An 11741-nucleotide genomic window follows, 5' to 3' on the forward strand; every position below is an offset into this window, starting at 1 on the left:
ATCTTTACTAATTGAAAAGTCAGAGAATATAATTTTTTCGTTATCCCTGATTTTCTCAATAATTTCCTTTATGATTTGTTCACTTATCATAAAAATTTCACTTCTCTTCACTTAACATTAGTAGTGTGTAGACTTTCCACAGAGTTCAATACCTATGTGCAAGGCAACAGAATCGCTACGTGATTTTCTTATAGCATAAAGAATATCGGTAATACCTTTCGGAAGAAGTCCTTCTCGTTTAAGAATTCTAATCCGATTAGCTTGGGTATTTTCCTCTTGGGGTTCTGGTATCTTGTCCAACGCAAACATAAGTCGAACAATAGACTCAGCAAATAACCCTAGTTTAATCAGGCAAGAATTTTAGTCCGTATATAGATATTTCTCTGCCATATTACCTAGAGATGCCAATAATGGCCATCTCTCTTCAAAAAAAGAGAAGTTCAATTTCAAAGATATCAGCTCCTACCTTAGTATTGCTTTTCACTTTGGTTGAGAATACTCTGCTCATATCCGCGTGTTATCTTGCAATTTCTTAGGTATTTATCTTTCTTCAATTAAATCTAGATATGTTGCATCAAACCATTCAAACGCACCAAGGGAACGATAGTGTTTAGTAATTTAAAAGTGTTAGTGCATTAGAATAAACTGCTTTTTTAATAAATTCCACAAAATAGGTTATTTTTCATTATAACATAAGGCTTCTACATATACTTGAGGTGCTTTCAAAATTGCTTCATGCCCTAACTTAATTATTTTTAATGACAATATGAGAATCAGCTAATTTTATTGCCTATAGTATATTTTCTTGTCAGGTGGTTAAACTAATATATTTATGAATGTTTAGATGAACTATTGAATGGGCATAACTGAGATAATCAATAATATGGAAGGTGATAAAGTGAAAGCTGACAATTGGATTATCAAAAAGGAACTGTCAAACCCTAAAAATAAGCAAATTGCGAATGAGTATCTAGGAAATCTAAAATCTCTTTATAAGAAGCAAACAATTCGTAATCACATGAGAACACTTGAAAATTTTCTATTAGACCAAGCTAAGGATATCGAGTTACTTGAACCAAATGATTTAGAATGCTGGCTCAAAGTTCAATGCGGTACTTTAAAACCGAGTACATACAATTTGAATCTTGGGATATTAAGAGCATTCTTTACCTATTGTCAAGATGAAGGTTACATTAAGAGAAGCCCGATTAAGTGTTTCAGGATGCATATTCATAAGCCAATTCCTAAATATTTATCGGATTACCAACTAGCCCTAATTAAATTTCATTCGTCAACACTTTCTTTAAGGGATAGAGCCATCATCGAATTTATGCTTTCAACGAGGTGTCAAAGTATTGAAGTTAGTAGATTCAATATACAAGATATTTCCTTACAGGATTGCAGGGCTTTCGTTACAGGAAAAGGAATGACAGGTCGCGTTGTCTACTTCCCCATCCTAGTATCTATAATATTCCGAGAGTATCTTGAAAATCGAACGACGAATGAGATTGCGTTATTCTTAGGTAAAACGGGAAAACGTATCACCCCAAAAGCTATTAATTCAATCATTCATCGATTGGGTAAGATTGTGGGGTTAAATGAAACACTTACTGCAAGTCATCTGCGAAATTCAGTTAGCTTGGAAATTAAGCCTTCCCCAGGATTTATCAGAGATAACTTTCAAATGAGTAATTTCCATTGATGATTTCGCAATGTCGAGAATAGCATAGGTTTTTGCGTCTGGACCTACCGAATCTTTCAATGAACAACGTTAGTTTTTCGACTCCCTATGCAATTACATGCCACCTTCCCCTATTATCCCGAATTATTTATTATTTTTTGCTCTCTTCTATCTTTACGTCTCCCATTTCTTTAAAGCCCCATTTAAGTAAAGTATTTGCAGACAATAGTAATATTTTAGGAGTTGTTGACTATTGTCATTAATCAAAAATCTATAGTATGCCCCTCCTTTGAAAACTCATTCGTTATTGATGTATAAATCGGGAAATCAGGGCAATAATACTTGTTCAAAGCGGTAATTTACGGATATAGCCTTGAAGTTAACGCTTGATTCCCACAACTGTAATTATCAAAGATAAGCTGGGAGGTGGTAAAAATGAATTGTAATGGTAAGGATGAGCCAAAGTTCGAGAGCAAATTCATGAAAAATCTGCATTCTATCGACAAACCCCTAAAGACTAGAGCTGTGGTGGCGTTTCTTAAATCACAGGTTGCCGAATTAGAGAACTCCTCAAATTAAAAGTTGAAGATATTATCTTTCAAAAATTGGAGGAATTGTGCATGAAAAAAGTCACACTGAGTTCCAGTGATTCGCCTGTACATTACGACAATGACAAAAACCATACACTGAAAGCTTCGGATATTTCGAATTTAAGCTCACTCTCAGATGTTCAAAGCAATGCAAAAACTGAGTTGCTGGACCATCCTTGTGTTCTAGGGGACAAGTTTCCCTTCAAAGTTCTCTTGTTTACTGATAAAGAAATATCAAAGTTGGAGAAAACAGCAATAGAAAAGCTGGAAATCAGTGATGCTACGTTGCTTACATTTGTATTTGATACTCGGCGTACAATTCAGCAAGCCATTAACATGAATGTTGAGAACGTACACTTTAGAGCTAAAAACAATTCGAAATTTGGTTCCAGACGAAGTGGTCAACTTTTGATGGAGATTGTTAAGGATAAGCCTGAAGGTAGCCCTGTATTTATCGACCTTTTAGGTCATAGGAAATCAACGGAATCAATTCTTAAAGTTATTCCTATTTTAGGCGAATACGCAAATATTAAACTAAACTGTCCAGGTGGTCATTGGCTAGGACCTCATACTCTAATAGCTTCTGGACCTCGTCAATACCGCCATTTTCACGCCGAACAATTCTTACGTGCTCAAAATGCAACACATTGCCGTTTACAACATGGGTCAAGTCATCTATAAGTTCTCGTCGTGATGGGAACAAAATACCTCATGAGTCAGTAAAAATAGATTGGTAGTTGATGGTTCGTCAAAATCAGCAACTTAAAGTTTAGTTAGCCAGTCCATCCGTCAATTCTTTCACTCCTATTTTCCCCAAGGAAATAGGAGTACGCGGTTTAGTCGTTTTTCTAAACTGCTGTAGAACCTAGACAAATTCAACACCTAACTCAAAGGGAGATATAGTGATTCTTAAGTCCTGCGTTCTGGAATTACCTAAATTCTATTCCATCAATGCAATGCTCGTAAACATAGTTTATTATTTCGTTTTTTTTGTACGTTTCATAAAATCTAATCAGCAATGCAGTAAAATCTCTTTGATACTCAATAGGGATAGTTATGATTCCTGCACCACTGGAAATCATAACATGGTTTGCTACGAACATACTCGTTCTTTTGTTTCCATCAAGGAACATCTGCCTTCGCATAATGTGAAGCATTAAGGTAATGCCCCTTTCTGTAGGGCTTTCAATCCTTAGAATGTCCACAAGCTCTTCTGTGATTTTGGATTCAATCGGCATGTCTGGTTTCCACGTCGTTCCACCAATAGAAACTGGAACATTTCTAATTGAACCTGCTCCCCTTATCAAGTTTGAACCTACATACTTATGAATCTCGCAGATATATGGAAAATCAATAGGATATTTAACGCTTTCTATAACAAACTGCCACGCATGTTTCAAATTATTAATCGCAACAACATCGTCTGCTTTTAGATTAGATACAATGCCACCATTGCATATAGCTTCTGTATCGGCATAGGTAATACGTATCCCTTCTAATCTTGCACTTTTCCATATATAGTCAACAATGTTCCGCTTTATAACAAAAATATTTTCTTCTGCCGTCATGTTAAACTTAGCCTTCACCGTAGCCATCCTCTTCCTTGACTTTTTCTGCTGACGTATTCACTCTTTTTCTTCTTCTGACTCTTAAGTTTAAGTTCTCTTTCACTCATTTAAATCCTTCCATAAAGTAAAATCTTAATAAAGTGCCGAGTGTGTACCAATAGGCAAAGCCAAGATTGTTTATAGTCAACGGATATCCATTATCCATTGACATAAACAACGATGGAACAACTTAATATATTAACCCAACGTAAATATTTATATACATTATCCATGTATAACTTATTATTAATCTGGAAAGTATATCCTCTCAAGGAGTATTAATCATCAAACAGTTCTAACAAACTGTTTTTGCAGGAACTTTCGGAGCAGTAACAATATTCTACAAAGGTGGTTTAGAAATGCCAACAACTTTACCAAATTTCATTTCTTATATGACCTATCATCGTTTATATAGTTATTTAAACCAAAGGGTCCTCCAGAAATTGGAGGACCCTTAATTAATTTTTGGTAAATTATTTTTTTACAAAAGGCGAAATTAATTCTATACTCCTTGAACTATTGAAGTACTTTTCAGTCAGGAAAATTCATGTAGTAGCTTTCAACTGGCCACAAAAAGTGGAACATAATACGAGGCAATATTGTTTTCTCAAAACTTGATGTCTTAGCCATCGAGCCACTTCATGATTAGGAGGGTCATCCATGAAACAATTATCAGAACACAAAAAGTTTGAAGAAAGAACTCTGGAAGCCCAAGCAAACCGCAATTTCCTTCTTGAGCTAATAAGACATAATATCAAAGACTATTCACTTCGAGATAGGGCAATTTTTGAGCTGAGTTTCTACACCTCAATTTCTAGTGAGGAACTAATTAATCTGAACACATCCGATATGGATATTGCGATTAGGACTGTCAGACTAAAAAGAGCGAAAGAAATAGTGTACATTCCAATCACAGATAAATGTGCAATTCTACTTGCGGAAATTTGTTTGCCCGTAGCACAAAGTCAAACTGAGGTTCCACTATTTATAAATCGTGAGGGCAAAAGGATTACCCTTAACGACTTATGGTTCATCAAAAGGAACCTTATGGGTGAGATTGGACTCGACTGTAATAATTGAATACTTTAGACTTGAACGATTTGTAAAATTCACTTTACAGAAACTTTTTAAAACAAGTAACATTCGAACATTGCGAAAGAGTTTACCAACATCTCCTGGAAAATTTAAGCCCCATAATTATTAGCAAGCTTCTCTTTATCCAACGACCTCTCCCGTATCTCTTAGTGGCAATATTTTCGAGATACGGTCGCTTAGCTTCTGTTAACCAATCTCTATGTTGAAAACGATAATTTACTGGTTAAAAAATGGAAGGTGATTAATAATGAGAAAGAATTATTGTGTTATTGAAAAGGAACTACCAAACCAGAAGAACAAAATAATTGCAAATGAGTATCTGAAACTCCTATTATTGCGGGGTATGACAGAACACCTGGTTTGTAAGCATAGGAGGATTATTGAGACGTTCCTCTTCGAGCGAACCAAGGATACCGAATATATTGAACCAGATGATTTGAGAAACTGGCTCAATACTCGATACGGTAGCCTCAAACCGACCACATTCAATGTTACTTTTAGGGTTTTAAATGGTTTCTTCACATACTTTCGAGAAGAAGGCCATGTAAGCCAAATTACAGATATAGCATTCTGGAGACAAACAACCAGAAAATCGGTTCCAAAATTTGCGAAAGAGTATGATTATGTAAAACTCAAGCCACACACCCTTGACCTCTATTTTGGGCATTGTTCACCATCAACAGTATGTAAAATTCGTAAAATCTCTGGATTAAATATTAAAGATTTAAACAGGATAAGTCATCCTATAAATCTACCTATTCACGTTACGGAATCTACCGAAGCATATCTTAAAGCTCCAGAAGAGTGATGGGATACTATTTCGAAGTAACAATTGCTCCAGCATTATTGATATTCCCATTAGGAGTTATTGGAATGACCTAATAATCCCAAAAAAGTTTGAAATACTTGAGGAATTGCAATCTATTCAGTGTTCGTGTGATTAGCACGCTACTAGGAACTGGAAAAATACTGTTATCTTCTTAAGTTATTGATTTGATTTAAATAATGTCAGGAGGATTAGAAATGGATACATTTATACCTAAACCTAAAATCTCAAAAGTATATGCTGAGATTGTAAATCGTCGTAACGAATGCATATATGACCTATTAATATCATGTGGTTTACGAATAAACGAATTGAAGCGAATCAATATTTCTGATGTAAACCTTGATAATTGTACCCTCAAAATTAGAGGAATGGGAAACAACGAATGGACTGTATTTATTCCTATTGAAACGGCCTGTTTATTAGAAGTTATTATAGGTAATCGAGATGATAAAGAGCCTTTGTTTGTTAATCGTTACAATAGTAGAATTTCCGATACTCATCTTGGACGCATATGTAAACTCGACAAATACGAACAAGTACCTTAGAATATGCCATTCCTGTCGAATTCGCTATACATAAGGTTTTATAATAAATTTCAAAATCGTAAGGAGAGTCAAGCATGAAACAGGTAAGTGAATTGGAACCAAGAGAGTCATTACTAGACCTCATTAGACAACAACTGAAAGATTATCCCGTCATAGTCCGAGCAGTTTTCGAACTTAGCTACTACTCCCCTATTTCTGCTCTTCAAATTATTAGCCTAAGTGTTTCAGACATCCACCTCAGAGAAAACTTAGTGAAGGTCAGAAAGAACGGAATTGAATCATGGATTCCCATTACATTAGAATGTGCAGAATTACTTGAACAGATTATTGATTCGAATCAACCAAATTCGCCTCTGTTTAGAAATAATGAAGGACAAAGACTTTCACTAGAGGAAATGTTTTTCATCAAAAGGCTTTTTTGGTATAGAGTTAAGCCCTAATTTGAGCGAATAATCTAAAGATGCGATATTCAGTTTTCTAGAATTTAAAAGGAGGAGATGGTATTTCTAATAAAGACTTTGAGTTTTCAAAAGAAGTAGAACTATTTCTTGAAACAAAGAAAAATGAACTCTCGCAAAACTCAATCACTCAATACCTGACAACCTTTAAAATCTTCTTTTCGTCATGTAATAAGCCCTTAGCTCAAATTAAATATGACGATGTATTAGGCTGGCTTGAAAATTTCAGTGAGGGTAAAGAGGATAATACAATCATTTGTCGTTTATCAAATCTAATGTGTTTATTTCAGTTTGCTTTAAGTCAAGGATTGATTACCAAAATTCCTATTAAAAAGGATTGGATACCCGCTTTACCTGATTCCTTACCCAAATTTCTTTCCGAGGCTGAACTCTCCAAGGTTATGCGGGTAGTTGATTCCCTTTCACTTAGAGATAGAACGATGATTAACATCTTTCGTTATACGGGAATCCGATGCTCAGAACTAAGAAATACGACCGAACGAAATGTTTATCTACATGACAAAATATTGACCGTTGATGGAAAAGGTGGCAAGCAAAGAGATGTCGACTTTAATGATGATTGTATGAATCTACTGAGCAAGTTTTCTAACCATAAAGGACAAAATGGACCTCTTTTTACAAATAAAGATGGGAAGAAAATCAGCACCAGGCATATACGTAGAATCGTGGCTAAAGTCGGTAAAACAGCGGGTATAGAGCGAGGCTTATCCCCTCATATTTTTCGGCATACCTATTGTTATATTTTAGTCAATAAAGGTGCCGATATTAATTTTATTGCGACAGAGATGGGACACGCTAATATTAAAACTACAAAAATATACTATCGCTTACAGCTATCCCGTCTGAAGGAAGTTTATCTCGCATGTATGGAGTGATATTACCTATGGATAGAGAATTAATTTTAGCAAAGTATCTTAGGGATAAACGTAAGTTAGCTCAAATAACTAAAAATTCCTATTGTCAAAGCATTCAAAACCTATACAGGTTTTGCCCCCATGAATTACGAAAAATTACTCATAAAGATATTATTGCTTGGCTGAATTATCTTCGAGAAAGAAAATCTTGTACTCCAGCAACAATCAGAGCACGGTTATCGGCAGTCAAATCCTTCTTTACCTATTTAACCGAAGAAGAAATAATTGCCTATAATCCTTTAATTGGTCTTAAAGGGCCTAAACTTGGAACGAAATCCCCCCCCACCCTTCCAACAGACGCCATTTTTTATCTAAGAGAAGCAACAATCGAAAATCTTAGGTTAGGGACTCTAATTGAGGTTTTGTTCGCTACAGGGGTTCGAGTAACTGAACTGATTAATATCAAACTTCAGGATATTTATTGGGATGAAAATGCAATTTTAATTACTATAGGTAAACGGAAATCACAAAGGTTCGTTTTCTTCACTGACATATGTCGTTGCTTAATGGAAGAGTATATCGAATCTCGACAAGATGATTGTCCTTACTTATTTATCAATCATCACAATAAACAATTGACAAGGCAAGGGGTTTTCTACTTGCTAAAAAATATCGCGAAAACCTGCATCGATACCAATATTTATCCTCATCTATTTAGGCATTCATTAGCGGCCATTCTAATAGAAATGGGTGCTCAATTGCAAGAGGTAGCTGATATTCTAGGACATAAAAACCTAAATAATGTTCGAATATATGCTCAATTCAGTTCCAAAGCACGTAAAAAGGTTTATGATAGATACTTTTGAAATTGAAGGAGGTTATAGAAATACTTATGATTGATAATCAAATAAGTCCAGAAAATTATAAGATGATTAATGAATTCCTTGAATTCCTTGAAGTGGAGGAGTATTCCACAAACACTCTTAACACGTATCGTCGAATATTGATTACTTTCTTTATGAGATTTAAATTCAGTGTTTCTGATATTTCATATAAAGAAGTATCAACTTGGCTCGAAAAATTTGAAAAAGGTAAATCCGCAAAATCTATTAATCTTACCCTTTCTGCCTTATCGTCTTTCTTTAAATTTTGTTACAACGAACGCTACATCACAAGATTTCCTATTAAAAAGATTTGGTTTTGCAAGATTGGTGATTCAATGCCAAAATATCTTGACAAGTCAGACCATGCAAAAGTTCGTATAACAGCCCAAAGACTATCAAATGTAAGAGATAGAGCTATAGCAGAACTTTTTGATGTTTCGGGAATCAGACTATGTGAACTTCACGGGTTGAATAAAGAGGATATAAATCTTATAGAACGAACCGCACTTGTCCTTGGAAAAGGCAAAAAACAGCGATTGGCAAATTTCACAGAATACTGTGCGTTTCTCCTTGAACGGGTCATGAATGAACTTCCCCCAGGTAATGGTCCACTATTTGTAAGTCTAAAAAAGACTAGGCTCTGTAGAAGAAGTATTCAATATATCATAGAAAGAATAGGTAGAGCTTCAAACTTAGGTCGAAATTTACATCCGCAGATTTATCGTCATACGTTTGCAACGGATTTAGTAAACAAGGGAGCAGACCTACAAGATGTTCAGGACGAATTGGGACATGCTAGTCCTGATACGACGAAAATATATGCCCGTATACTTCAACCAGAAATTCTGAATGTTTATCGTAGATGCATGGAGTGAGGTAAGAACAATGAACATCAATAATATAATTGCTATGTTTTTCAGAGATATTGGTAATAAATATGCTGAACTATCAAAGAAGAAATTGGATAGTTCAATCGAAGATTTTTTTACGTTTAGAAATATAAATATAGCAGAAGTTAACAAAAAGGTCGTATTAGACTGGTTACATTATCTAAAAAAGGATAGAAGTTTAAAACCTTCTTCAATTAATTCAATGTTATGGGGAATCAGAACCTTTTTCGATTATTGTGTTGAAGAAAACTTCCTCGAAGAAAATCCTTTTCGTCAAATAAAACCTCTTAAGGTTGAAAAAGCACTTCCCCGACCTATTAATAACAAAATATTATTTGCTATGAAGGATGCGTCATCAGATAATATTAAATACCGAACAATCATAGAGGTTTTTGATTGTACAGGAGTACGTATAAGTGAACTCGTAGGAATAGATTTATCGGATATAAAATGGGATGATAGAATTATATTGATTCGAAATGCCAAAGGAGGTTTTGAAAGATTTGTGCCATTTACTTCAAAATGTGGTGAGTTAATTAAGGAATATTTAGCAATTCGTCCTAAGAGCAAGGACAGTGCATTATTTCTGAACCAAACTAAAACCCGTTATAGTAGAAGGGGTATTCACTATGTTATTACTAAATACCGCCAATTAGTTACTCCTCATAATCGCGTCACACTACATATGTTTCGCCATACCTATGCGACTAGGTTAAAAGAAAAAGAAGTTTCGACCCAAATTATAGGTGCTCTGATGGGGATTAGGGACCTTAGAAACGTTGAAATTTATGCAAATTGTTCCAATAAGCTTCGCAAAAAACGATATGAGAAATATAAACGATAAATTTAGTGAAACCAAACATTTAAAATGTTTGGTTTTTGTTATAATAAATCAAGGTAGAATAAATGCAATTAAAAGGATTCTTTAATGGTAATTTAAAAAGTACTTTCTCAAAATTATAGTTTATCGACGGCTAAATAACTTAATCTAACTATAATGCTCGAATATAATTAACTCAATTTGGTCATATTAAAACATCTTATCCTACTCTATAAAAACCTCTGTTACTTTTGAAAAAATTTTCAATAAATAAAGGGAGGAGTATCGTATAATTTGTATTATGTGCATAGTTGAAGTTATATACAGGGGTCTCAACCCGCACCACAAGCGGTTTTGAGACCCCTTCCCTCTTGAACAGAATTTCGTACAATAGATATTATGTAAAGTAGCATAATTAATACCGTAGGGGAGTAGTCGCATAATAGCTTGTAATTACTTGATTTTGGCAGCATCAAGTCATCAGGCTATTATTTATGAGCGCTTCATAGCATTTTTGTGTGCAACTTATGATGTCTGACGCTACTGACGTTTGTTTTAACTTCTGACAGTAATCATTGACGTTTTTCATGGATAGCTTAACACAACATAAAAGTTCCTTTAACCAATTACAAAACTTAGGCTCAAGGAGCCTCTATAAGGCTTTAAAGATATGAGCCCAGTATGATTCAGCTTAATCTACGAGACCAATAGCCATAGGGGTTTATAAATAGTTGAGGTCATATTTAACTAATGAGACAATTTCAATGTATTTCATTAGGCTTGCTGACCGATTAGATGATGAGGATTCGACTTGTTCAAGCGAAAATTTAACTTTCTTACTAAGAGCCATTTTTGATGTCTTTTTAACTATGCGCTAAAATACTCTTTATGGCATAGTTGAATATTGTAACGTTTATATATAATAGCGATATCATCTTTACTTCTTACTCTTTGCTATGTTCATTCTATTTACTGACGGAGGTTCGGTTCTATGAAAGATAATCATGGATTTACTGCTACCCTTCCCCATTTCGCACAAGATTTTATTAATCACCTTGCTGTTATCAATAAATCAAGAAATACTCAATATGCTTATACCAATGAACTTCGGTTGTTCTTTCAATTCTTCTGTGATTCCATGCCTACCTTCCCCTCTTCACCCGTAGGCATAAGTTTATTACTATTGGAAAATATCGGTCATCGTGATATAGAAGCTTATTTGAGCTGGGCCAGCATTGAACGCAACAACGGAGTCCGCGCACTTGCTCGAAAACAAGCAGTCATAAAATCGCTTTATCGATATTTACTACGTGAGGATATGATTTTTAAAGATGTTACTATCAAACTAGACCCTATTAATGTCAACCAAAAGCTTCCTAAAGCTCTTGAGCCTAATCAAATTGCTGACCTTACTGACGTTTTGCAGAACGGAACTGGTTTGTCTAGGGAACAGCTCAAATATCATGT

The 11741-nt window shown here is 34.8% G+C and carries 13 protein-coding genes; 12 read left to right on the forward strand and 1 reads right to left on the reverse strand.

What is annotated here, in order from left to right; genetic code table 11:
- The first annotated feature begins 883 nt into the window (after positions 1–883).
- From UF75_RS21475 to UF75_RS21480, 3 genes are all read left to right on the forward strand, one after another.
- Positions 884–1702, forward strand: a complete 819-nt coding sequence (locus UF75_RS21475; protein WP_197079494.1) for a tyrosine-type recombinase/integrase — start codon at positions 884–886, stop codon at positions 1700–1702.
- Positions 1703–2116: 414 nt separating this feature from the next.
- Complete coding sequence (locus UF75_RS28615) at positions 2117–2260, forward strand: hypothetical protein (RefSeq protein WP_156146554.1); 144 nt, start codon at positions 2117–2119, stop codon at positions 2258–2260.
- A gap of 41 nt (positions 2261–2301) precedes the next feature.
- The gene (locus UF75_RS21480) at positions 2302–2952 is read left to right on the forward strand and encodes a hypothetical protein (RefSeq protein ID WP_045576602.1); all 651 of its coding nucleotides are present in this window, start codon (positions 2302–2304) and stop codon (positions 2950–2952) included.
- A gap of 248 nt (positions 2953–3200) precedes the next feature.
- On the opposite strand, the gene UF75_RS21485 is transcribed toward UF75_RS21480, so the two are convergent.
- Positions 3201–3839: a Fic family protein gene (locus UF75_RS21485; RefSeq protein ID WP_197079495.1), complete on the reverse strand. Its 639-nt coding sequence runs from the start codon at positions 3837–3839 to the stop codon at positions 3201–3203.
- Between the two features lie 699 nt (positions 3840–4538).
- Here UF75_RS21485 and UF75_RS21490 point away from each other — a divergent pair.
- The 9 genes from UF75_RS21490 to UF75_RS21530 form a co-directional block, all read left to right on the forward strand.
- Positions 4539–4958, forward strand: coding sequence for a tyrosine-type recombinase/integrase (locus UF75_RS21490; protein ID WP_045576604.1), 420 nt, complete (start codon positions 4539–4541; stop codon positions 4956–4958).
- A gap of 262 nt (positions 4959–5220) precedes the next feature.
- Entirely contained in the window at positions 5221–5781 is a 561-nt protein-coding gene (locus UF75_RS21495) for a hypothetical protein (RefSeq protein WP_045576605.1), read from the forward strand.
- 215 nt (positions 5782–5996) lie between these two features.
- Positions 5997–6347 (forward strand): tyrosine-type recombinase/integrase, encoded by a 351-nt coding sequence (locus UF75_RS21500; protein ID WP_045576606.1) that lies wholly within the window; start codon positions 5997–5999, stop codon positions 6345–6347.
- 74 nt (positions 6348–6421) lie between these two features.
- The gene (locus tag UF75_RS21505; RefSeq protein ID WP_045576607.1) at positions 6422–6787 is read left to right on the forward strand and encodes a hypothetical protein; all 366 of its coding nucleotides are present in this window, start codon (positions 6422–6424) and stop codon (positions 6785–6787) included.
- 62 nt (positions 6788–6849) lie between these two features.
- A complete protein-coding gene (locus tag UF75_RS21510) occupies positions 6850–7701 on the forward strand; it encodes a tyrosine-type recombinase/integrase (protein ID WP_282433842.1) in 852 nt (283 codons plus the stop codon).
- An 8-nt stretch (positions 7702–7709) separates the two neighbouring features.
- Positions 7710–8546 (forward strand): tyrosine-type recombinase/integrase, encoded by an 837-nt coding sequence (locus tag UF75_RS21515; protein WP_197079496.1) that lies wholly within the window; start codon positions 7710–7712, stop codon positions 8544–8546.
- Positions 8547–8572: 26 nt separating this feature from the next.
- Positions 8573–9439 carry a tyrosine-type recombinase/integrase gene (locus UF75_RS21520; RefSeq protein ID WP_052693512.1) on the forward strand — a complete coding sequence of 289 codons (867 nt, stop codon included), beginning with the start codon at positions 8573–8575 and terminating at the stop codon, positions 9437–9439.
- Positions 9414–10298: a tyrosine-type recombinase/integrase gene (locus tag UF75_RS21525; protein WP_082075275.1), complete on the forward strand. Its 885-nt coding sequence runs from the start codon at positions 9414–9416 to the stop codon at positions 10296–10298. Before UF75_RS21520 ends, UF75_RS21525 begins: the two co-directional genes overlap by 26 nt.
- 967 nt (positions 10299–11265) lie before the next feature.
- Positions 11266–11741: phage integrase N-terminal SAM-like domain-containing protein (locus UF75_RS21530; protein WP_045576611.1), on the forward strand; the 476-nt coding region annotated here is incomplete at its 3' end.

Source organism: Desulfosporosinus sp. I2 (assembly GCF_000960765.1).
Taxonomy (GTDB): domain Bacteria; phylum Bacillota; class Desulfitobacteriia; order Desulfitobacteriales; family Desulfitobacteriaceae; genus Desulfosporosinus.

What these genes read in the sequence shown, in the direction of transcription:
- UF75_RS21475 (WP_197079494.1), top strand. Translation starts at nt 884, where the DNA reads ATGGAAGGTGATAAAGTGAAAGCTGACAATTGGATTATCAAAAAGGAA.
- UF75_RS21525 (WP_082075275.1), top strand. Translation starts at nt 9,414, where the DNA reads ATGTTTATCGTAGATGCATGGAGTGAGGTAAGAACAATGAACATCAAT.
- UF75_RS21505 (WP_045576607.1), top strand. Translation starts at nt 6,422, where the DNA reads ATGAAACAGGTAAGTGAATTGGAACCAAGAGAGTCATTACTAGACCTC.
- UF75_RS21490 (WP_045576604.1), top strand. Translation starts at nt 4,539, where the DNA reads ATGAAACAATTATCAGAACACAAAAAGTTTGAAGAAAGAACTCTGGAA.
- UF75_RS21495 (WP_045576605.1), top strand. Translation starts at nt 5,221, where the DNA reads ATGAGAAAGAATTATTGTGTTATTGAAAAGGAACTACCAAACCAGAAG.
- UF75_RS21500 (WP_045576606.1), top strand. Translation starts at nt 5,997, where the DNA reads ATGGATACATTTATACCTAAACCTAAAATCTCAAAAGTATATGCTGAG.
- UF75_RS21480 (WP_045576602.1), top strand. Translation starts at nt 2,302, where the DNA reads ATGAAAAAAGTCACACTGAGTTCCAGTGATTCGCCTGTACATTACGAC.
- UF75_RS21520 (WP_052693512.1), top strand. Translation starts at nt 8,573, where the DNA reads ATGATTGATAATCAAATAAGTCCAGAAAATTATAAGATGATTAATGAA.
- UF75_RS21485 (WP_197079495.1), bottom strand. Translation starts at nt 3,839, where the DNA reads ATGACGGCAGAAGAAAATATTTTTGTTATAAAGCGGAACATTGTTGAC.
- UF75_RS28615 (WP_156146554.1), top strand. Translation starts at nt 2,117, where the DNA reads ATGAATTGTAATGGTAAGGATGAGCCAAAGTTCGAGAGCAAATTCATG.
- UF75_RS21515 (WP_197079496.1), top strand. Translation starts at nt 7,710, where the DNA reads ATGGATAGAGAATTAATTTTAGCAAAGTATCTTAGGGATAAACGTAAG.